The following is a 21952-nucleotide window of genomic DNA, read 5'->3' as shown; positions in this document are numbered from 1 at the left end:
CGCAGGCCTTTCGAGGGGGGGCAGGATTCAGAACAAAAACATCCCGCTTTGCGGAATCTTGTTCTTGGTATACCAAGTGACTGTATACTCGTACCCATTGAGAGGCAAGTCACATTTATCCGCTGTTCGCCAAGGAGGCGCGTTGTACAAGAAAATCTCGGCCCGGTACGTTCTGGGGTTCGACGGAACACGGCACACGCTCATCGAGGACGGCGAAGTTGTCTTCGACGAAGATTCCATCGTCTTCGTGGGGCGCAACTACGGGGGCCTGGTCGATGAGGAGCGCGACTATGGCCAGAGTTTGGTCATGCCCGGCCTGATAGACCTCGACGCCCTCGCCGACATCGATCACCTCATCCTGGACTCGTGGCCCTCGCCCGATGTCGCCCCCGGCCATCTGTGGTCAGAGGACTACTTCGCCAACCGTCGCCGGGACGTGTTCACGCCCTCGGAGCGCGCCACGGTCCGCGAGTTCGCCTTGGCGCAGCTCGCCCTGCACGGCATCACGACCTACATGCCGATCGCCTCGGAAATCCACAGTTCCTGGGCCGAAGGCCTCGATGAGATCGTGGACATGGCAGAGACAAGCCGCCGGATCGGACTGCGCGGCTACCTGGGGCCGGCCTACCGTTCCGGGGTCCATGTCATCACCGCCGCAGGCGACCGCGAGGTCCACTTCGACGAGGCCCGGGGGCTTGCGGGCCTGCGCGACGCAGAGCGCTTCATGGACTACGCCGCGGGTCTCGCGGACCCGCTCGTCACCGGGGCCCTGCTGCCGTGCCGCATTGAGACGCTGTCCGAAGACCTCATGCGGCAGACGGCGCAGATAGCTAGGGAGCGGGACGCGCTGGTCCGGCTGCACTGCCTCCAGTCCCCGCTCGAGGAGGAGTTCCTGCAGCAATCCGCTGGCCGAGGCGTCCTGGAACTGCTCGAATCCACAGGCCTGTTCGGCGCGCGGCTTCTCATCCCGCATGGTGTGGTGATCGACGGCAAGGACCCCGCCGCGTCAGCGCCGGGCGGCCCGCTTGACACGCTGGCCCGCCACGGCGTCAGCATTGTCCATTGCCCGCTGACATCGTTCCGCTACCAGAAGCAACTTGTTTCATTCGACCGTTTCCGCGAGGCAGGCATCAACATTTGCCTGGGTACTGACTCCTTCCCGCCGGATCTTGTGCGCGGCATGGACGCTGGCATGCACCTGACCCGGCTGGTTGAGGGGAGGCCTGACGCCGGGACCCTGGCGGACTATTTCGATGCCGCGACCCTCGGCGGCGCACGGGCCCTCGGACGGGCTGACTTGGGGAGGCTTGCCCCCGGCATGCAGGCCGACATTACGGTGGTGTCCCTGACCAACTTCGGCGACGGCGTCGTCGAAGACCCGCTGCGGACGCTTGTGCTCAACGGGACCGCACGCCAGGTGACCGACACCTTCGTGGCAGGGCGCCCGGTCGTGGTTGGCGGCGCCCTGCCCGGCATAGACCTCGACGCGCTGCGGGTTGATGGGCAGCGGCTGTTCGACGCGATGCGGGCGGCCTACTCGGTACGGGACGCCCGGCTCCGGGAGCCTGACGAGCTGTTTCCGCCCACCTATCCACGCGCGGAAGTCGATCAGCCGATGGCTGCCCGGTAACGACCGCAACCTTCGGCTCATCATTCGGTCACTCTTGGTTTGGTATACCAAAAGCGATAGAATGAAGTTACTCGAGGGCTTCCGGCACGCTGTGGTGGAAGCCTATCCGCCCTCGGTGGAACCATGATTTTGACCTATTGACAGCGGACCCGCGCTCCTGCGCAAGGGCCTTTCTCATTGGAGAGAACAATGTGCCTGCACGATCACACCTCCGCTGTCCTGCCACCAACTGTTCCCCGCCGCGGCATCCTGGCCGGGGCGGCCGCCCTGGCGGGAATCTCGGTGGCGAGTCTGGCTGCCCAGCTCGGAAGTGCCCCGGCCGCGAGGGCAGCGGACAACGCGTCAGGCCCCGGCTACCCTGCCCGCCCCGCGTCGCCCCCGCCGATGATCATCGAGGGCGGCACCATAGTGGACCCCAAGACGGGCAACGCAGTGCAGGACGGGGTCCTTGTGCTGGAAGGAGGCAAGGTCACCGCGGCCGGCACCCGGGAGGAAACACGGCGTGCGGTAGCCGCCCTTGCCGGCCGTGCCCGCATCGTGGATGCCTCCGGCCGGTGGGTCCTTCCCGGCCTCATCGACGTGCATGTTCATGCGAACGCGCTCTCGGATGCACGGGCCATCCTGCAGGGCGGAGCGACCAGCGTCAGAAGTGGTTCAAGCAGCTTCTATCAGGACGTGGCCCTCGCAGCCCTGCCTGCCTGGGCTGCCGGCGCCTCGCCGCGGATGAGTCCCGCCGGGCTGTTCATCTCACCCGATCTGGGGGACTCGCTCCTCGCTGACCCGGAGCTTGCGCCGCTCGCGGCCTTGTCCGGGGGAGTCTCAGAACCGACGGACCTTGCTTACCTCACCCGCGTCAACCTGAAACGCGGTGCCCAAGTGATCAAGACCCGGGCCAACCCGCGGGCCGGCCTGGCGGAACAAGACCCCCGCGAACTGGTCTACAACCACGACCAGCTCTCCGCGGTGGTTAAGGCCGCAGGCAAAGCAGGTGTGCTTTGCCACGCCTACAGCGCAGAGGGGATAGACGGTGCCGTCCGGGCCGGTGTGCGCAGCATCGAGCACGGCGTCTTCGTCAGCGAGGAGACCATCTCCCGGATGGCCCGCAGTGGCACTTACTTCACACCCACATTGGACGCCATCACGAGCATGGCAGGTTCTTCCAACCCGATCCTTGCCGCCCGCGGCGCGGAGTACACGCCCATCATCAAAGCAGCTGTAAGGGCTGCCCATGAAGCCGGTGTGACGGTGGTAGCAGGGACGGACTCCTTCGGTTCCGATGTGACCCCCATAGGCACAGAAGCGCGTCTGCTTGCTGAGGCCGGGCTTTCACCGCTGGACGCGTTACGGGCCGCGACAGTCAACGCCGCCGCCCTGCTCGGCTGGAGTGAGAGTGCAGGACGCCTGGTCCGCGGTTTCTTTGCAGACGCGATCATCGTGGATTCTGATCCCTTGAACAGTGCCTCGGCCCTGGAAGAAATCAGGGTAGTGGTGGCGCAGGGAGTCGTTATACGGAATGACCTCTGATCGGTCGTTACGGACAAGCGCGACGCTGTCCCCTCCCACCTTCCTCCTGCCCGAGCCACCCGGGCAAACGCGCCCTTCCAACCCAGAAAGCCACCCATGACCTTGATTCTTAAAGCCTCCGAGCTCCAGACCCTCGCCGATATGCCTGGGACCATTGCCGCCGTCGAACGCGTCTTTGCCGGCCTCAGCCGGGGCACTGCCATTCAGCCGGCGCCGGACTCGCTCCTCCTGCCGTCCTCGGACGCGAGGTTCCTGCCGATGGCAGCACTGTCCAGCGCCGAGGAGCTCGCGTCCGTCAAACTACTGGCGGACATCCCGGCAAACCGGGAGTCCGGCCTGCCCACGCAGCGGTCCACCATCATGCTTGTCTCCCAGCTAACCGGCGAAACCCTGGCCATCCTGGACGGCAAAGTCCCCACCCGGGTCCGCACTGCCGCCGCCAGTGCCGTGGCGACGAAGCTCCTCGCGAGGCCCGGCAGCACCACCCTGGGACTGGTCGGTGCAGGTGCCCTGGCCGTGGCACACGTGGAAGCCATGCTGGCCGTCCTGCCCATTGAAAACGTCGTGGTGTGGTCACGTTCCGCGGACACGGTCGCCGCCTTCTGTGACCAGATTTCCCATTACGGCCTGAACGTCACGAGGGCGGACAGCGTCCGGGAAGTGGTGGAGGCTGCCGATGTGCTGTGCACCCTCACGCCGGCGGTAGAGCCGGTGGTTAGGGGCGAGTGGTTCCAGCCCGGACTGCACGTGAACGCCGTCGGATCCCGTCCGCGGGCGGACCACCGGGAGATTGATTCGGCGGGCATGGTGAGGGCCAGGGTATTCGTGGACAGCATGGCCACGGCCAGGGCTAAATCCGGGGGGCTGATCATCCCGGTGGCCGAAGGTGTGATGAGCTTTGAGGATGTGGAAGCCGAGCTCGGTGACGTGGCGGCGGGGACAAAAGCAGGACGCCTGGGGGATGAGGACGTAACCTTGTTCAACTCGGTGGGTATCGGTCTGCAGGATCTTGCCATCGGGCGGCTCCTGTATGACGCTGCGCTCAATCAAGGGGTGGGCACCCGCGTGGAGCTGAATAACTGACTAAGCGCGCACGTATGATGTCGCAGCAATAACGGGAGGAATGGATGGCAGTCCAAGCGGAAGCCCCGGCGTCCTCGGCTGATACTGCCCGGGAACGGATCCGGGAGTTGATCATCTCAGGTGACTTCGCGCCAGGGTCCCGGCTCAGGGAGCGTGAGCTGTCCCAGACTCTGGCTGTTTCCCGGGTGCCCGTCCGGGAAGCCCTCCAGCAGCTCGAAGCCGAAGGCTTCATTGACGCCTCCCCCCGGCGTGGTGCCACCGTCAAGCAGATCACCCTGCGCGACGTCAACGAGCTCTTTGAGGTGCGGCTCAGCCTGGAAGTCCTCGCCGCACGCCTCGCGGCCCAGGCCTCGGCAAGAGGCCAGCCGTGGTCGCGGCTGCAGCAAATGATGGGCCAGGCAGAAGAAGCAACCCTGCGCCACGACCATGCGCAGATCCCTCTCAGCAATACGGCCCTGCACGCAGAGATCGTGGCGATGGGGGGCAACTCGCTGCTGGAGTACTCCATGAAGCCCCTGCTGGGCAGGATGCAGTGGCTCTTCACTTTGACCGGGCACCGTGACCCCCAGGTTCAGTGTGCGGAGCACCTGAGCCTGTGCCAGGCCATTTATGACGGCAAGCCGGATCTGGCGGCGGCGCTGGCCTTCGCGCATGTGGAGCTGGGCCGTGAACCGTCGCTCCAAGGACTGGCCGGGCGCCTGCCCGAAAGCTGACGACGGCGGGAGGTCCCGCCGTCGTCAGCTCACCTTGGCCGCGAAAGCAGCGGGGAGGGGTGGCCCAACGCGGGGTCACTTTTGGCCCAATAGGTGCCCATTATTGGGCCGTAAGTGACCCCGCGTTGCATGTTAGTGCCAGAGCCCGAGGGCGAACTCCGCGATGACGGTGGAGAGGAGGAAGGACGAGGTGATGGCCACCAGGCCCACGGGAATGATCTTCCAGCCGATGTTCTTCAACAAGGGGATGTCCTTACCAAGCGACAGGCCCGCGAGCGTCAGCATCACCGTGGCGATGGACAGGAAGTCGACCGTCTTGATGACCGTTGTGAGCGCCTCCGCCCCGAAGAACCACGGGCTGGAGATGTAGGCACCGATCGTGGTGATGTAGACGATCGCCGAGATCTTCTTGGTGACCTTCGCCAGCGCGATGCTGACCAGGACCAGTGCGAGCATAATGCCGTACCCGCCGACGATCGTGAGGCTGAAGCCCTTGGCCGCCACCGACGCCGTGCCGATGCCGAGGACCGTCAGGACCGACAGGGACAGCCACAGCGGGAGCTTGATGGCTGCGGAGGATTCAGCCACGCGCTCGCGGAAGCGCCGGTTTTCTTCGGCCTGGGCCTCTTCCCGCTCAATGTCGGCCAGGCCGCGCTCGGCGGGGGCCCCGGGTGCGCCTGGAGCCCCGGCTGCAACCGCGGCGGCTTCGCGGGTCTGCCGGCGGGTGAGGAGCTTGTAGAAACGGTCCGCAAGCGGCAGCGCAATGTAGATGCCTACGTAGACGCCAAGGATGGTGGTGATCAGGTTGGACACCGCCGCCATGCCCAGGATGGCTTCCTGGTCCGCCGGATAGGCCGCGATGATACTGGCCGAGGACGCCGCCATCATGGAGCCGGATCCTACGCCGGCGCCCATCGCCAGGGCCAGCGGATCGAAGATCTTCCAGTTGGCCACCAGTGAGGTGAGCAGCGTGATGTACACGGCGCCGAACAGCGTTCCGAAGACGTACATGGCCAGCACTCCGCGGTACTGGTCCGAGTCGGGGCCGTACTTTTCGGAGACCATGGCGAAGGAAGGCTCCCGGTCAAGGGAGAACGTAGCGCCCACCGTTGCCTTGCCCATCCGGAGCAGGACGGCCAGGGGGAGCGCCAGCATGACGGTGCCCAGCAGGTGCCCCACTTCCTGCAGCAGCAGGGCCGGCCCTGCTTTGATCAGGCTGGGGAGGCTGGGCCCGATGTTGAACGCCAGCCTGGCCACCAGCAGCAGCACGGCCACGCCCACCAGCGCAGCGGCGATCCGCTGCAGGTCCAGGCCCAGGGGCTTGAACTTCTGGATGGAGACCAGGAGCCCCAGGATGAGGCCCCAGACCATGGGGAAGATGACGATGGCGCCGATTCCGATATCGATCTTGGCCTGGCCGATGAACTGGACGGCCAGCGCAATGACAAAGGCCAGCGCGGCGACCGGAAGCGTCAGCCGGGCACCAGCTTTATCGATCCGCGTGGTTGTGGTGCTGGTACTCATGATGTGCCTTCCTGGGTGAGAGTACGACGGCGGTATGCCGCTTTGGTGAAGCGTTCCCGTTCGGTGGGGGTCGAGGCCGCGGCGGCGACGGTCCAGGCCAGCGCGGTGGCTGCCTCGAACATCACGCCGTACGCCTCGGAGGTGTCGGCCAGCGCGGCGAACGCGTGCGAGTGGATGGGTACGTTGGCCCCGGGAATGCTGAGCCAGGGATGCAGGGACGGGATGACCTGGGAGATGTTGCCCATGTCGGTTGACCCGCCGCTGAGGCCGGCCGACGGGGATGTGTCCTTGCCGAACGCGTCCATCGCCGCCGTCCAGTGCGCAGCCAGGGCGTCGTCCTGGAGCAGCGGCTCGTAGAGGGGCTCCGTTGCCTCGATGGCCAGCGTGGTTCCGGTGGCCAGCGCGGCTCCCTCGAAGCAGCGGCGGACCCGCTCCAGCAGCGCCTCGTATTCCGGCAGGGTGAAGGCCCGGCACTCAAACTGGACCACCGCCCGGTCCGGAATGATGTTCGTGACGTGGCCGGCCTCGGCAACGTACAGCGCGATGCGGTGGTCGCCGGGGATCTGCTGCCGGAGCAGGCCGACGGCCACCTGGCTCAGCACGGCGGCGTCTGCCGCGTTCACGGCCTGGTGCGGGGCTGCCGCAGCGTGCGCGGCCTTCCCGGTGAACGTCGCCTTGTACCGGCCCACGGCCTGGGCGCTGGTCCCCGCGGGGTTGTACGTCAGGCCGTCCTGGACGGGATGGACCATCAAAGCCAGCCCGACGCCGTCGAACGCCCCCTGTTCCAGCATGAGCACCTTGCCGCCGCCGTGTTCCTCGGCGGGCGTTCCGATGGCCTTCAGCGTGATGCCCAGTTCGTCGACGTAGGGCTGCAGCGCAAGGGCCGCTGCGACGGAGGCGCCCGCGATCAGGTTGTGCCCGCAGGCGTGGCCGATGCCCGGGAGTGCGTCGTATTCCACGCACAGCGCGACGGTCAGTTCACCGCGGCCGGCGCTCGCTGTGAACGCGGTGGGCAGGCCCCCCGTGCCGCGCTCCACCGCAAAGCCGCCCTCTGCCAACAGGGCCGCGATGGCCTCGGCCGAGCGGACTTCCTCGAACGAGACCTCCCTGTGGGCGTGGATTTCCCGCGCCAGGTCCTGCACCCGGGGCTTCCAGCGTTCGACGCCGTCCGCGAGGGCCCCGCGGAGAGCCGCCATCGCGGGGGTTGTGTCTGTCAGTTCCATAAATACCTGCCTGCTTCAGTTGGACGCATGAGGAGGACGATTTAGTAGGACGCTTTAGTAGGACAGCGACGGGAAGGGGGAGTCTGCCGCCCGCGTGGGCACCCAGATGGCCTTCGTCTGGGTGTACTCGTCCAGGACCCCGGGGCCGGAGGAACGGCCGTGGCCGGAATCGCCGAAGCCGCCGAACGGGACCGCCACGTGGATGGTTTTATAGGAGTTGATCCAGAACGTACCGGCCTTCACCTCGCGGGCAATGTGGTGCGCCCGGGAAACATCCGAGGTCCACACGGCACCAGCCAAGCCGAAGTTGGTGTTGTTGGCCCGCGCGATGGCCTCGGCCTCGGTGTCGAACGCGTCCGCGCCCACCACGGGGCCGAAGACCTCCGTGGTTTCGAGGCGGTTCGACGGTGTGACGCCATCGAGCAGCGTGGGCATGACCCAGTGCCCGCCGGCCAGCGCGGACCCGGCCAGCGCCTCCGGAAGCGCGGCCCCCGTGACCCGGCGGCCGCCGTCGTGCATTCCGGCCTCAATCAGGGTGTTGACGGTGGCGAACTGCTGGGCGGTGATGATGGGGCCCACCTCGGTGTCCGCGCTCAGCGGGTCGCCGAGCCGTAGCCGCGCAGCCCGGTGGGCGACCATTTCAACGAACTGGGCGTGGACGCTGCGCTCCACCAGGAGCCGTGATCCGGCCACGCAAGACTGGCCGGCGCCGGAGAAGATCGCCGAGACGGCGCCGTCGGCGGCCCGGTCCAGGTCGGCGTCGGCGAACACGATGTTGGCGCTCTTGCCGCCGAGTTCCAGCAGGGCGGGAATCCCGGCCTGCGCTGCCGCTACGGCCACCCGGCGGCCGGTGGGGACGGAGCCGATGAAGCTGATCTTGCCGACGCGCCGGTCGGTGGTGAGGGCGGCGCCCACGGTCTGGCCCAGTCCTGCCGCTACGTTGAAGACGCCTGCCGGCAGCCCTGCTTCGTGGGCCAGCTGGGCGAGCCGGACCGAGGAGGCCGGGGTGAATTCGCTGGGCTTGATCATCACGGCATTGCCGGCGGCCAGCGGTGCGGCGGAGTTCCAGCCCGCCGTGAACAGCGGAGCATTCCAGGGGGTGATGGCGACCACGACGCCCCACGGGACTCGCTCCGTGTAGGTGTGCCACGGCCCGGGAACGGGAATGGTCTGCCCGGTCAGCTTGTCCGCCCAGCCGGCGTAGTAGCCGAACATCTCGGCCACCTTGGCGGCTTCGACGCGGGCGTCACGGATGGGTTTTCCGGTGGTGGCGGACTCGAGGATGGCCAGTTCCTCCGCGTGTGCCTCCACAAAGCGGCTGACGTTGCGGAGGATGGCTGCCCGTTCGAACCCGTTCAGCCCGCCCCAGACCGCTGCGCCCGCCGTCGAGCTTTCCAGGATGGCGTTGGCACCCTCGGCGCCGGGGTCCGCGTAGGTGGCAAAGGGTTCGCCGGTGGCGGCCGCGGTGAGCGTGATGCTCTTGCCGCTGCCGGAGACTACTTTGCCGTCAACGAAGGCGCCGAGGCCGGCCGGGAAGGCTGCGTCCAGGACGGCCCGGGCGGTGGCTGCCGAGGAGGAGGTGGGTGCTGTGGTGATGCTCAATGTGGTGATCCTTTGAGGCTGGGGGAGTGGCTGCTTAAGCGACGGGAGCGGTGCTTAGTTGTCCGGGCTGGTGCTGGGGGCGCCGGCGGGCGTGATGGCAGGGGCGACGGTCCTGGCGATTTCGGTGAAGTCGGCCCGCGGCCCGAGGACGGCCAAGGCCTCCTGCCACTGGCCTGCGACGGCGGCGAGCAGCGCCGGCTTTTCGCCGATCTGCGCGGCCACCTCCACGGCGAGGGCGGCATCGCGTGCCATCAGGCCCAGCGAGAAGCCCGAATTGTGGGTGCCGCTGAGGACCCAGTTCGGATACATGTTCGCGGAGACTTTGCTGCCGCCGGAGGCTTCGCTGATGCTGGCCGCGGCCGTGGCGGGATCGATGCCGTAGGCCTTGGCGACGCCGAGGGCCTCACCCACGGAGACCAGGTTGGCCGCGGCCAGGACGTTGTTGAGGAGTTTGATCACGTTGCCGCTGCCGGGGCCGCCGATGTGGCTGTACTTGCCGCCGGTGAGGGCGAGCAGGACTGGCTCGGCCGCTGCGAGGGCGGCGTCCGTCGCTCCGACGAAGGCGCTCAGGGATCCGGTTGCGGCGCCGTCGCGGCCACCGGAGACCGGCGCGTCCACAAAGGCTGCCCCCCGTGCTTCCGCCAGCTCTGCCATGTGCTTGCTGGTGCCCGGTTCGGAGGTGGTGGTATCGATGATTGCGACGGTTCCCGGTGCTGCCAGGAGCTGGGGCACAGTGGTTTCCACGATGCTGGCCGCGGGGAGGGAGAGGACTGCGTAGGCGGTTCCGGCGACGTCCGCGAGGTTGGCGGTGGTGGCGATTCCTGCTTCGGAAGCGGCAGCCCGGGCGCTGTCTGAAGGGTCGAAACCGGTGACGTCCCAGCCTGCGCGGTGGAGGGCGGCGGCCATCGCCCCGCCCATGGCGCCGAGGCCTATGACGGCGACGCGGCGGTGGGTGCTGGTGTTCATAAAAACTCCCGGGAAAGGTATGCGGTGTGGGGCCTGTCATTGGTGCCGGGGTCAGTCGAGATAGATGTCCAGGTCTTTCCAGAGCTGCTGGGTGCGGCGGATGGCGGTGCGGCTGCGTTCGGGGTGCGCCGCCTCCATGCCCGCGAGCAGGCCGTAGACCAGGGAGTTTGCTCCGGTGACGGACTGGAAGAAGGAGATCCCTTCCGATGCCACCACCAGGAGGTGGTCGGCCGCTGCTGCGAGGCGGCCGCGGCGCATGTCGCTGATGGCAATGACCGTGGCGCCCGCCTGCTTCGCTGCCTCGGCGGTGACAATGATCTGCCGGATGGAGCGCCACATGTTGATGACCACCAGTACATCCCCGGGGCCAAGGGTGTTGGTGCTGGAGGCGAGGTGGACGCCGCCGCGGTTCTCCAGGGTGATGGGGTAGCCCATAGTGGAACCCAGGTGTGCCATGACGCTGGCGGGCCCGGCAAACGAGCCAAGCCCGATGACGGTGATGGACTTCGCGGCTGCCATGGCAGCAATGGCGGCCTCGGCGTCGTCGGCTGTGTTGGAGTCCAGCGTCAGGCGCAGGTTCTCGATGTCGTGGTTGATCGCGTCGTGCAGGGGGCTGCGGTGTTCGCCGTGCTCGGTTAGGGTGTCCTCGGTGGAGATCATCACGAGGTACCGGGCGCGCAGTTCCCGCTGGAGGTCGGGCCAGCCGCGGTAGCCCAGGTGCTGGGCGGCGCGGACTACCGTGGAGTTGTTGACATCGGCGCGCTGGGCAATTTCGGCGATGTCGGCGTAGGAGGAAAGCTGCGGATTGCGGCCGATGACATCCACCACCCGGCTCTGGGCCTTGGACAGCGGAACATCGGGGAACACGTCGCCGAGCCAGGCGTGCGTAAGGTTTCCGGAGCTGCTGTCGCCTGCTGTACCGGCTTCAAGATCGACCGCGTGGGTGTTCAAACCGGACCTCTTCTGTAACGTGCATCACTCTGCAAGGCTGATTGCATTAAATGTACTCTGCAATTTCGATTGCGGATAGTGGTTTTGGTTTCCGGCTTGTAAATCATCGTTGTGGTGGGTGGCCCGGCGGGTCCACCATGATCGTATGAACGCTGAAATGCCCAAGGCGGAAGCGCTGAACCTTCCCCAGGCCCTGCTCCTCCTGGCCACCAATGACAAGGACGGCCAGTCCGCCGTTCCGCAGCCCGTCCTGAGGGCCGCATTGGCCGGTGCGATCCTGGCCGAGCTGGACCTGATCGGTGCGATCGAGCTGCAGGGGAAGCATGTCAGGGCTACCGGCGTCACCCCGCATACGGACTTCCAGCACCAGCTGGAGATCATCCGGGACAAGTCGCGCCCGCACACTCCCAAACGGTGGGTCTCGATGCTGGAGAGCCGCGCCGAGCTGCACCGCATCTATGAGGGCATGGCGTCGCTGGGCATCGTGGAGCATGTGGGCGAAAGGCACTTTGGCCTCTTCAGGACCACGCGGTACCCGGAGAAAGACCACGCTCCGGAGGCGGCGCTGCTGAATGGGGTCGAGGCCGCGCTCAGGGGTGCAGCCTCCGATTCGCGTACTACCGCCCTCACGGCGCTGCTCTACTCGGCGGAGCTGCTCGGGAAAATTTTCCCGGCAGCAGATCAGGGCCATGCGAGGGAACTGGCGAACTCCTACTGGCCGTCCCGCGCGGTGGCCGGCGAGCTGCGCATGATCAGGCTGGCGGAGGCAGAAGCCGCAACGTAGGAATGCGGACCGCGGCGGGAGGTTCCGCCGTCGTCGGCTTGGCCACGCTGCCCGGTCACAGTGACCACAGGTCCTCGAGCAATCGCCTCACCTGCTGCGGCTGCTCGACGTTGGCGAAATGGCCGCAATGGGGGATCGTCACGGTCCGGACGTTCGGAACTGTGGCGGCAAGGCGGTCCAGGTCGGAAAGGGACGTGAACACGTCAGTGTCCCCGCGGGTGGCCAGGACGGGGCAGCGGATGCCGCGCCACTGGTCAAAGTCGTAGTGCGCCACAGCCCGGGCCGCCGCGGAGAAGCTGGCCGGGCGGGCGTCATGGCCGAGCCCACGGATCACGGACGCGGGGATGCGTGCGGGATCTGCGAAGAACGGTGACATCAACGGTCCCATCACGGGTGTGGCACCGACTGCACGGACCACTACCAGGCCCGCCGGACCGAGGGCCGCCATTGAGCGCATCAGCAGCCTCATGCCGACAAACGCCGGGAACCGGGACAGGTTGCGCAGTGGCTGGCGGGTGGCCTCGGACACGCCGAATGTGGTGGCCGAAATGGCGGCCGCGCTGGCGGTCCGCTCCGGCCAAACCGCGGCAATATGCAACGCCAGGAAGCCTCCCATGGAGTGGCCCACGAGGTTCCATCGCGCGTAGCCGAGCCCGTTCAACACCTCGGTGACTGCGCACGCCATCGCCTCGATGCCGAAGTGCTCCAGCCGGGCACCCGCGGTGGATTCGCCCCAGCCCGGCAGATCGATCAGGACGCGATCGCGGGGCGACGCTGCGGACAGCAGCGGCTCAAAAGTGGTCCAGGATCCCGCGGCGCCGTGAAGGTAAACCTCCGGGATGCCGGACGCTGGAAACCCGGTGCCGTGTTGGACACGCACCGTGCACGGGCCCAGTCCGGTGGGAATGATGTGCCGCCGCAGCGTGCCCGCCCTCGCCGCGGATTCCTGCCGAACGCTCATGCCCGCCTTCCTCTGGTGGTCTCTGCCAACACTGTTGATGTCTACAAAGGATTCGGAGCCGTGGCGTATCTGGACCGGAGATGCCGAGCACAGCTGCCTGGGTTGGCACCAAGCGGAAACGGACGACGGCGGGAGGTCCCGCCGTCGTCCGCGTTCTGTACGTCCCTACTCATCCAGAGCGGGCGATGCCGCCTTCTCCGCCGCTTCGGCAGCGGCCTGTGCATACGCGGTGGCGATCAATTTGCGCGTCTCCAGGTACACCCAGAACGTGAGGGCGAACCACAGGTAGCTGGTGGTGATGTTGGCGGTGTTCACCAGGATCCCGGCGAACGTGCGGGGCCGCTGCGCCGAAGTGCGTAGGGACGTGTCGATGGCGTCACGCTTCCCTCGACCTCCACAGTGCGGGCTACGCTGCCCGCACCAGAAGCCTCCGGCATCACTCGGGTGCCCGCTGGACTCCACTGCGAGATTCTTAGGGGGCGAGTTCCGGTCCCGCAGGCACCCGTGACCAGTGCCTGTCCGTCACGAGGTGCACTACTTGGGCACGCGGGCACGCGGGCTCGCCTTCGCCGACGCCTGACAAGCGCCTTGGACCACACAGGCATCCACCGCACTCTGGCGTTTGGCTCGAAACGGCACTGAAGCTCTGCCGGCGTCACCTACCATGGCCAAGCCCAGCGGGCTTAGACTGGCCTCCCACGGGACACTTGACAGCCCGCACAGATGAGCCGGTCCGAGTACGTACTCCGTGTACAAACGGAAGGACGGCCGTGGAATCTGAGGACAACAAAACGCTCGTGCGGCGCTCCTACGCCGAGATCGACGCCGGGAATATCGATGCGATGGATGATCTGGTCGCTGAAGACTACCTTGACCATAATCCGCCATTCCCGGGGCTGCCGGCAGGACGCGAAGGCCTGAAACAGGCCTTCCGCATATTCTGGACGGCGACGCCGGGCACCCACGAGATTCAGGACCAGGTCGCCGAAGGGGACAAAGTGGTCACCAGGCTGACGGCGACCGGTCGACATGAGGGCGACCTCCCCGGACCGCTGCCTCCCACAGGCGCCGAACTACGTGAGACCGCGGTGGCGATCCATCGGGTCCAAAACGGAAAGATCGTCGAGCACTGGTCGGACCGCGATGACCTCGGGCTGATGCAGCAGCTCGGTGTAATCCAGATGCCCGAAGGTTAGCTCCCCGCCACGGACCTCCTTCGTCACCCCAGCAGGTCGTCCTGGTAGCACCAGCGCCAGTCTTCTCCCGGCTCGATGCTCCGCATGACCGGGTGCCGGGTCCCGTCGAAGTGCTTGGAAGCGTGGGTTCCGGGCGACGAATCACAGCACCCCACGTTGCCGCAGGCCAGGCACATCCGCAAGTGAACCGTCGTCGTGCCTTCCCTCAGACAGTCCGCGCAGTAGGCGCCGCGGGGCACCTCCAGGGACCGGGCCGACTCCAGGTGGCCGCACACCCCGCCCGGCCTCGCGATCCCTTCGCCGCCGCCCTCGCCGGAAGTGTCCACCTCGTCCAGCGCCACGTCCAGCATGGATTCCTCAACGTCCAGCCGCTCGAGGACGTCACTGAGGACCTCCTGGGCGTAGGCGCCGCCGCGCCGCAGCTCCAGCACCGTGGCCCTTTCTGCTTCCAGCATGGCAAGCCGTAGCCGGGCGTAGCGCTCGCTGGGGGTCGCGGCTTCCGCCGACGGCCGGCCGAGCCGTTCCCAGGCAGCCAACCCGCGCTCCTGGGTGCGCCGTTTCAGCATGGCCACGACCTCCGGCGGATCGTCATCCGTACGCAGTTCCTGCAGGCGGGCCACGCCGGCAGCGGTGGCCCGCTGCATCAGCGATGCCTGGTTCAGTGCGTCCTCGCGCTGGTCCGGGCCCTGGACCCGCAGGACGCGGACCAGTGCCGGAAGAGTGAAACCCTGCAGCGTCAGCGTGCCGCCCACCACCACCAGGGCAGCCAGGATCAGCACCGGACGGTGCACCAAATCCGCGGGCAGCACCAGCACCGCGGCCAGGGTGACCACCCCTCGCATCCCGGCCCAGGAGACAATCGCCGCGAACCACCACGGCGGCGCCGGGTCGTCCCGCCGCACGGCCGGAATCAGCCTGGGCAGGTACGTCGCCGGAAACACCCACACCGGCCGGAGCAGCAGCACCGCCAGCAGGATCACAGCACAGCCGGCCCAGATCCGGCCTGCGCCAAGGGAGTCGTCCTGGACGCCCTCGATGATGGTCCGTACCTGTAGGCCGATCAGCAGAAACACCGCATTTTCCAGAAGGAACTGCACCGTGTTCCAGTTGCTGCGCTGGCTCAGCCGGGCGGCACCGTTGGGCATGGATGGCGCCTTGGTGCCCATTATCAGGCCGGTAACGACGACGGCGAGGACACCGGAGGCGTGTATCGCCTCCGCCGGAAGGTACGCGACCAAGGGGGCCACAAGCGACGTTGAAGTGTTGATGGGGACGTTCCGGATCCGCTTCCGAAGCTCGGTGAGCACGTAGGCGGCGGCCATGCCGGTTACCACCCCGCCCCCGGCCGCGAGCAGGAATCCACCGGCGATCTCCGCTGCGGACACTGACCCCGAGATGGCGGCAATGGCAGCGCGGAGGCAGATCAGTGCCGTTGCGTCGTTGACGAGGGATTCACCCTCAAGGATGGTGACGATCCTGCGCGGCATCCCTACCTTCCGGGCGATCGCTGTCGCGGCCACAGCATCCGGCGGCGCCAGGACGGCGCCGAGGGCGATTGCTGCGGCCAACGGGATTTCAGGGAACAGCCACCAGACCACAAAGCCCACGGTGATGGTGCCGAAAATGACGTAGCCCACGGAGAGCAGCCCGATGGCGCGGCGGTTGGAGCGGAAATCGAAGAGGGAAGTCCGCAGCGCCGCGGCGTAAAGCAGCGGCGGTAACAAGCCCACGAGGACCAGTTCCGGGTTCAGCTCAATGCGCGCAACGAAGGGCAGGAAGGAACCGGCGACGCCCGCCAGGACCAGCAGCAGCGGAACGGAAATGTTGAGCTTACGGCCAAGTGCACTCCCGGCACAGACCACTGCGACAAGTACCAGAAGTCCCAGTGCGATCTCCATTGGGCCATTCTCTCAGGCTGCACGAAAAGCTGTCCGGGGCCAACCAAGAAACTTCGCCCGCCTTACCTGCTGTTAAGCGTCCAGTAGTCCGCCGCTGGCCCAGCGCCGGACGGCAAGCTTCTCGGCGGCGTCGAACTCCAGGAGCGCCACCCGGCAGAGTTCCTCCACGTTCGCGGTCCAGGCTGCGGCCAGGCCTTCCGCCGTCGCTTCGTCGGTGAGCGGGAAATTGACGTAGGCCAGGCCTTGAAGGACAAAGCTCACGGCGTTGCGGGAGACCGGCTGGTCCGCGGTGACGCAGTCGTCGCGCACCATGCGGGACAGTTCGGTGCGGTTGAGCGGATGCTCGTGAAGCCTGGCTGCCATGGCCTGGAACATCTGCCGGAACTGGGCTGCTGAAAGTGCGGGCACATCGGTGACCCTGGTGACCTGTTCCTCGATGCCGGGTTGGAGGTCCGCAGGTGCGGGCAGATCCTCGCTCGCGAACCGCTTCGCGTCCCAGACCCAGCCACCTTGGGCCGGGGAGTATTCCACACCCTGACCGATCTGGGACACCCAGGTCCCGAACTTTCCCCAGCCGCCCCAGTCGGTCTTCAGGGATGGCTCCGCCGTGAGGGCCCGGTGGGCCACCATCGCGCCGTTTACCGGTCCCGGAGCGGCGCGGACGAACTCAAGGACCTCACGGATGGCGGGCGAGGCGGATTTGGTCTTTGCCTTCGCGGCGGCCGGGACACTCTGTTGCTCGCCGGACGCCACCGCACGAACCGGTTCCACGGTTGAGCCGTTGAGGATGGCGACGAAGTCGTGGGATTCCACCACATGGTCCGCCATCTCCCGGTACGCGAACGCTACGGCGCCGGCTGCGATGACTGTGGTCATCCGGTCTGCGGCCCGGAACCGTTGGATCAGGGACGTGAAATCGGCGTCAGCGGAAGCGATGAAGAACTCTTCGATGCCAACCTTGCCGGACAGTGCGTCCATGGCGTCAAGGACCAGGTTGATGTCCGTGCTGCTCTTGCCCCGCTGCGTCAGCGACGGACAGTCGATCACGCGGAAGCCGGCGCGGGTCCAGTATGTTCTGTATTTCGAGTACACGACCGGATTCAGGTAGCAGTTGCGGATCAGGAACCTGCGGGCGTCCTCCCCGGACCCTCCTGCTGACAACGCGTCGGCCCAGTGCTTCGGGTCTTCGGCAAAGCGCTTCGCCGCCAGGGGATCCAGCGCCTGCAGGCCGGTGAAGACATTGTCGAAATCGACAAACATCGCAGCCCGGATGCCGGGCCTGCGGGACGGTGGGAGCGCCTCATTCATTGGCCCAGTTTGGCAGTATCGGCGCCAACTGGCGACGGGTCCGGGCTGCGACACGCTGGACGGCGACGTAGCCTTCTTACCCTCGGCGCGGGGGCCGGCCGACGGCGGGAGGAAGCGTCGTTGTATGCAGGGTGAGCAGGGCTAATGCAAAGTCCTGGGTAGCGGCCTGATTCTTGCGAGGTTCACCGGCAAGGGTGCCGCTTCCATCCTGATGCGTTTCAGCTGGTCCGGAGCCAGGCCGCCAAAACGAAGATACGCCTGGTACTCTCCCCCCCCGGCGGCGGCGTCCTCAGCGAGGGATGCAAGCAGCAGAATCGGCTTCACACGCTAAGTGTGCACCGGCCCCACCTGAGGCGCCGGAACGCCGCAGTTACGCTTGCTTCGCCACGTACCGCCGGGCCTGGGCAACCAGCTGAGTGACCAAGGGCGAGGAGTCGTTCCGGAGCCAGACCAGCACAGTGGGCACGGGATAGGACACCCCGGCAAACGGGCGCCACACGACGCCGGGCGGATCGCCGGGCACCACCTGGTGCGGCACTTTGAAGGACACGCCAAGACCGGCAGACACCAGGCTCATGGTGGTTGCGATGCTTGGCGACCAGCGGTGCGGGCCGGGGAGCATCCCGCCGTCCATCATCAGGCCGAGTACCCGCTCGCGAACGTCGGGGTCGCCGTCGCGCTGTAACCAGATCAGCGCCTGCCCGTTCAGATCCTCGGGGCCCACGGCCGCCAGGCCGGCCAGCCGGCTGCCGGACGGAACGGCAACACCCATTGGCTCCGATTCCAGGGTCAGCACGCCCAGCCGTTCATCGCGGGGTGGCACTGCATGGATGAAAATCGCATCAAAGTCCCCGGCGAGAAGCTTCAGGACGCCCTCCCTCGCCGCCGCCGGTTTGACGTCTACCTCCGGCGCGACCTCAGCCGAACCGAGTCCGCTGAGCAGTTCCGCCAGCAGCGGGTACGCTACGCCCACTGCCACCCCCAGTTTGAGTGTGCCGCGTGTGGGACTGCGGAGTTCGTCCATGGCCGTTACCGCGGCGTCGTGGGACTGGATAATACGTTCTGCTTCGTCCTTCAGGCGGCGGCCGGCATCTGTGAGCGCAACGTGGTTGTGTGTCCGGTCCAGGAGCCGGAGTCCGAGTGCTCTTTCCAAGGACTTGAGCTCCTGGCTCAGCGCCGGCTGGGCGATGTGGAGCCGGGCGGCGGCTTTGCCGAAGTGCAGTTCCTCAGCCAGCACAAGGAATCGCCGGAGTTGGCGGATCTCCATGCCCCATCATAAAAATTTGTGATCGTCCGAGTCCATAGCGGTCTTGGACGCCGGAGCGCGCCCGGGCGTCCAATGGAAGTGAAGGACAAACCGCATTCGGAAAGGTGAAGACGATGAGCACAGTTGAAGGAGTTGCCTTGGTGGAAGCCAACGGCACCACGATCCACGTTGACGTGGCAGGCCACGGGGCGCCAGTGCTGCTGGTCCCCGGCGCCGGAGGTGACGCCCGGCAGTACGTTGAGATGGCCCGGCTCTTGGCCGAAAACCATACGGTCATCGCCTATGACCGCAGGAACAACGGGCGCAGCCCCCTGCAGCAGGACTGGGCGGAGACCTCCGTTGAGCAGCACGCCGGCGACATCATTGCCCTGTTGGAGACGCTCGGGACGGAACGCTGCGTCGTGTATGGAAACAGCACCGGAGCGCTGATAGCGCTGGCCGCCGTCCTGAAGGCTCCCAGCCTGTTTTCCGGTGCGGTGCTGCATGAGCCGGCACTCCTGAGCGTTCTGGCCAATCCCGACGACGCCATGGCATCGGTGCAGCCGATTATCGCGGCAGGCATGGAGACAGACGGCCTTGCCGGCGGAGCCGAAGCCTTCGTCCGGTTCGCAGCAGGGGACGCCGCTGCGCTCCTGTCGCCGGACTTCATCGAAGCACTCCGGGCCAACGCCAGGGTCCTGCTTGAAGCGGAGTTCGGCGCCTTTGCTTCCTGGCTGCCCGGACCGGAGGCCATGGCAGGCTCGAGCGTGCCGCTGGCAGTGCTCAGTGCGGAGCAGACAGCGCCGTTCTTCGTGGAGGCAGCAGAGTGGATCGCTTCCCGTGCCGGCGTTGCCCGCCGGACGGTAGCCGGCGGGCACATGGGCTTCCTTGACCAGCCCGTGGAACTGGCCGCAGCAATCGACGGGATGTTTTCGGCAGTCCCTCAGTACGACTGAGAACCATATTTTGCGCCGGATGGGTGCTTTTAAAGGAGCACTTTTAGAGGAGCAGAACAGCTGTTAAACAGGACTACCGCCGTGATCTCCCGTTAGGGCAAGTCCTCGATGCGGGGGGCCTGGCCGACGTCCGCGCCCGTTGAGATCCCGCTCAGCGTGCCAATGTAATCCAGCGTTTTGGGACTGACGTGCCGCACCTCCGCTAAGGCTTCCCTAAGGACGGCACCCTTGGTCTGATCACTGAGCGCGCCGCGGAGTTCCGCTACCGTTTCGATGCCGAGACGCTCGAACACGCGCGTGATGTCCTCTACTTGGGCCAGGCGGCCAGGCGACGGCCAGTCGATGACTTCGGAGAGCTTCCCCGTATTCAGGTGCTGCCGGAACCCGCTCGTCGTGGCGGCATCCGGCCATTCCTCGACCAGGGCTTCGACGCGAGGCTTGACGGTTTCGTTGTAGTTCTGCCGTCGTTGGAGCGTGGAATCGACAATGATGGCGCCGACGTGGTCCCAACCGCGGCTGGCTTCGGTCGGGGCGTCGGTACCGTGTGAGTCCATTGGCGCCGGAGTGTTGGCAGCATCATTATCGATAGTCATACCTGAATACTTCCACGTGCCGTACGACGGCGGGGCCTCGCGCCGTCGTTCGTGGCGCCGTCCCGCCACGGCGCGTTTCTCAGTCCGAGGAGACCTGGGCCGGCGGGGACCCTGGCTTCACAACAGAGAAATGGTCCGGGCGGTTGCATCGATTGCCAAGGACCGGCTCCCGTTTGGGCCCCACGCCCCAATCCATCCTCGCTTAAATGTCAGACCCTCACTAGATGATGAAGACATGGGAAACGCGGCGGTGGCGAAGGCATATGCGGACATCATTGCTGCCATCGCTGTGCTGAATTCCGTCCTGAACGGGGCTGGCGGGTCCGGTTCTGAAGCGTCATCGGAGGCTGATCTTTTGGGTGGACTGGGCGATAGGTGCCTGGACATCCTCTCCGGCGCGGCGGGAGTGGAGGCGCGGATGGCTGCTCTGAAGGCCCGGGCCGCCGTGGAATATGCGGACACCGTCCAAGCTGTCGCTTCGCCGGGTGCGCCGGTGCAGCTGCAGGAGATGGCGGTGACCGCGGAGGTTGCGTGCGCGCTGACCATCGGTGACCGGGCTGCGGGTGCGTTGCTGAACCAGTCACAAATGCTCATGACTGCATTGCCGCTGACCCTGTCCGCGCTGCAGGCGGGCAATATTTCGTGGCAGCACGCGCGGGCCATGGTGGATGAAGCCGCAACCCTTGACCGGGCCGGTGCCGCGGCCTTGGAAGCCCACTTTCTGGACCCGAATGAGCCGAACGCGGCCGGTGGTTGTCCCGCAGGGGAAATGCCAGCGTCCCGGTTCCGTCACAGGTCCCGTATCTGGCGGGAACGTCACCATACGGAGAGTATTGAGAAGCGGCACGCAAAGGGTGTCCTGGACCGTCGGGTCGAGTACGCCCCTGATCAGGACGGGATGGCCTGGCTCTCGGCCTACCTCCCCGCGGACCAGGCGGCCGGGATCTGGAACCGGACCACCGCGATCGCCCGCGGTCTGCAGGGCCCGGACGAGCCCCTGACCCTCACACAGCTCCGGGCCGACATCTTCGCCGCCGCCCTCCTCGGCAACCGGAACCCGGCAGGACATGCTCCCGGGCAGGTTCCGCCACCGCGGGCTCACGTCCTCGTGACGGTGCCGGTGTTTTCCCTGCTCGGCGCTACCGAGGAACCGGCGATGCTTGACGGCTACGGTCCGATCCCGGCATCGATGGCCAGGGACCTCGTGGCGAACGGGTCCGATTCGTTCTACCGGGTCCTGGTTGACCCGCGGGACGGGGCGCCCCTGGAGATCGGCCGCGCCAACTACCGTCTCACCAAGGCCATGCGGCACTGGCTCCGGCTACGCGACGGCAAGTGCCCCTTCCCTGGATGTTCCAACCATTCACTGGACAACGAAGCAGATCACCTCCTTGCCTGGGCCAAGGGCGGAACTACCGGCGTATCGAATTTGGGTCAACCCTGCCCCAAACATCACCGCTTGAGACACACGAGCGCATGGAAACCCACGCCAGGCACCAAGAACGAACCACCTGGCTGGATATCACCCACTGGCCGGCACTACAAGAGTGAACACCAGGACTGGGAACCACCACCTTGGCCTACGGAACCAAACCCGCAAGCGAGCGGGAACGGGTGCCGGCTCCCAGCGCTGCGTGAAGGTCGCGGCGATCCGGATTTTGTTCACACCGGGCTGTCTCTGGGAGAGGACGGGGTGGAACGGTTCCTCCACTCCACCGCCTGACGGGTGCCCAGGAGCAGCGTGCGACTGCACCCTGCGCAGTGCTTGCCCCAGCCTGCCTCCGGGTTTCCGCC

At 66.6% G+C, this 21952-nt stretch carries 18 protein-coding genes and 1 pseudogene; 8 read left to right on the top strand and 11 right to left on the bottom strand.

The genetic code is table 11. From position 1 onward, the window contains the following. Window positions 1-142: 142 nt before the first annotated feature. The 4 genes from ACQCS0_RS18470 (at window position 143) to ACQCS0_RS18455 (ending at window position 4950) form a co-directional block, all read left to right on the top strand. Complete coding sequence (locus tag ACQCS0_RS18470) at window positions 143-1630, top strand: amidohydrolase family protein (RefSeq protein WP_354154446.1); 1488 nt, start codon at window positions 143-145, stop codon at window positions 1628-1630. Window positions 1631-1819: 189 nt separating this feature from the next. Then, complete coding sequence (locus ACQCS0_RS18465; RefSeq protein ID WP_354154447.1) at window positions 1820-3154, top strand: amidohydrolase family protein; 1335 nt, start codon at window positions 1820-1822, stop codon at window positions 3152-3154. 96 nt (window positions 3155-3250) lie between these two features. Then, a complete protein-coding gene (locus ACQCS0_RS18460) occupies window positions 3251-4237 on the top strand; it encodes an ornithine cyclodeaminase family protein (protein ID WP_354154448.1) in 987 nt (328 codons plus the stop codon). A gap of 44 nt (window positions 4238-4281) precedes the next feature. After that, the gene (locus tag ACQCS0_RS18455; RefSeq protein WP_354154449.1) at window positions 4282-4950 is read left to right on the top strand and encodes a GntR family transcriptional regulator; all 669 of its coding nucleotides are present in this window, start codon (window positions 4282-4284) and stop codon (window positions 4948-4950) included. Between the two features lie 132 nt (window positions 4951-5082). Here ACQCS0_RS18455 and ACQCS0_RS18450 read toward each other — a convergent pair whose 3' ends face one another. The 5 genes from ACQCS0_RS18450 to ACQCS0_RS18430 are packed head-to-tail and all read right to left on the bottom strand — an operon-like array spanning window position 5083 to window position 11216. Beyond that, complete coding sequence (locus tag ACQCS0_RS18450) at window positions 5083-6474, bottom strand: DUF3100 domain-containing protein (RefSeq protein WP_354154450.1); 1392 nt, start codon at window positions 6472-6474, stop codon at window positions 5083-5085. Next, complete coding sequence (locus ACQCS0_RS18445; protein WP_354154451.1) at window positions 6471-7697, bottom strand: amidohydrolase; 1227 nt, start codon at window positions 7695-7697, stop codon at window positions 6471-6473. The genes ACQCS0_RS18450 and ACQCS0_RS18445 overlap by 4 nt, the downstream gene beginning before the upstream one ends. A 54-nt stretch (window positions 7698-7751) precedes the next feature. Then, on the bottom strand, window positions 7752-9299 hold the full coding sequence (locus ACQCS0_RS18440) for an aldehyde dehydrogenase family protein (RefSeq protein ID WP_354154452.1): 1548 nt from the start codon (window positions 9297-9299) through the stop codon (window positions 7752-7754). Between the two features lie 54 nt (window positions 9300-9353). Then, window positions 9354-10265, bottom strand: a complete 912-nt coding sequence (locus ACQCS0_RS18435) for an NAD(P)-dependent oxidoreductase (RefSeq protein ID WP_354154453.1) — start codon at window positions 10263-10265, stop codon at window positions 9354-9356. A 51-nt stretch (window positions 10266-10316) separates the two neighbouring features. Continuing rightward, window positions 10317-11216 carry a MurR/RpiR family transcriptional regulator gene (locus tag ACQCS0_RS18430; protein WP_354154454.1) on the bottom strand — a complete coding sequence of 300 codons (900 nt, stop codon included), beginning with the start codon at window positions 11214-11216 and terminating at the stop codon, window positions 10317-10319. Window positions 11217-11361: 145 nt separating this feature from the next. Here ACQCS0_RS18430 and ACQCS0_RS18425 point away from each other — a divergent pair, with 145 nt between their 5' ends. Continuing rightward, window positions 11362-12000, top strand: a complete 639-nt coding sequence (locus ACQCS0_RS18425; protein ID WP_354154455.1) for a GPP34 family phosphoprotein — start codon at window positions 11362-11364, stop codon at window positions 11998-12000. Window positions 12001-12055: 55 nt separating this feature from the next. Here the strand turns inward: ACQCS0_RS18425 and ACQCS0_RS18420 are convergent, their stop codons facing one another. Then, the gene (locus ACQCS0_RS18420) at window positions 12056-12961 is read right to left on the bottom strand and encodes an alpha/beta hydrolase (protein ID WP_354154456.1); all 906 of its coding nucleotides are present in this window, start codon (window positions 12959-12961) and stop codon (window positions 12056-12058) included. A gap of 228 nt (window positions 12962-13189) precedes the next feature. Then, a pseudogene (locus ACQCS0_RS18415) lies at window positions 13190-13333 on the bottom strand (MFS transporter); the annotation flags it as partial. A gap of 398 nt (window positions 13334-13731) precedes the next feature. Here ACQCS0_RS18415 and ACQCS0_RS18410 point away from each other — a divergent pair. Beyond that, entirely contained in the window at window positions 13732-14157 is a 426-nt protein-coding gene (locus tag ACQCS0_RS18410) for an ester cyclase (protein WP_354154457.1), read from the top strand. A 23-nt stretch (window positions 14158-14180) separates the two neighbouring features. On the opposite strand, the gene ACQCS0_RS18405 is transcribed toward ACQCS0_RS18410, so the two are convergent. From ACQCS0_RS18405 to ACQCS0_RS18395, 3 genes are all read right to left on the bottom strand, one after another. Continuing rightward, the gene (locus ACQCS0_RS18405; protein WP_354154458.1) at window positions 14181-16055 is read right to left on the bottom strand and encodes a Na+/H+ antiporter; all 1875 of its coding nucleotides are present in this window, start codon (window positions 16053-16055) and stop codon (window positions 14181-14183) included. 72 nt (window positions 16056-16127) lie between these two features. After that, complete coding sequence (locus ACQCS0_RS18400; protein WP_354154459.1) at window positions 16128-17363, bottom strand: NYN domain-containing protein; 1236 nt, start codon at window positions 17361-17363, stop codon at window positions 16128-16130. 370 nt (window positions 17364-17733) lie between these two features. Then, window positions 17734-18630 (bottom strand): LysR family transcriptional regulator, encoded by an 897-nt coding sequence (locus ACQCS0_RS18395; protein ID WP_354154460.1) that lies wholly within the window; start codon window positions 18628-18630, stop codon window positions 17734-17736. A gap of 113 nt (window positions 18631-18743) precedes the next feature. Between ACQCS0_RS18395 and ACQCS0_RS18390 the strand changes: the two genes are divergently transcribed. Continuing rightward, window positions 18744-19565 carry an alpha/beta hydrolase gene (locus ACQCS0_RS18390; protein ID WP_354154461.1) on the top strand — a complete coding sequence of 274 codons (822 nt, stop codon included), beginning with the start codon at window positions 18744-18746 and terminating at the stop codon, window positions 19563-19565. Window positions 19566-19657: 92 nt separating this feature from the next. On the opposite strand, the gene ACQCS0_RS18385 is transcribed toward ACQCS0_RS18390, so the two are convergent. Next, window positions 19658-20158, bottom strand: a complete 501-nt coding sequence (locus ACQCS0_RS18385) for a hypothetical protein (RefSeq protein WP_354154462.1) — start codon at window positions 20156-20158, stop codon at window positions 19658-19660. Window positions 20159-20393: 235 nt separating this feature from the next. Here ACQCS0_RS18385 and ACQCS0_RS18380 point away from each other — a divergent pair, with 235 nt between their 5' ends. After that, on the top strand, window positions 20394-21881 hold the full coding sequence (locus tag ACQCS0_RS18380; protein ID WP_354154463.1) for a DUF222 domain-containing protein: 1488 nt from the start codon (window positions 20394-20396) through the stop codon (window positions 21879-21881). Window positions 21882-21952 lie beyond the last annotated feature (71 nt).

It is taken from the genome of Pseudarthrobacter sp. S6 (genome assembly GCF_050156575.1).
Lineage (GTDB): Bacteria > Actinomycetota > Actinomycetes > Actinomycetales > Micrococcaceae > Arthrobacter.
Note: the sequence above shows the minus strand (reverse complement) of the source record. Positions and strands in the feature narration are given on the sequence as shown.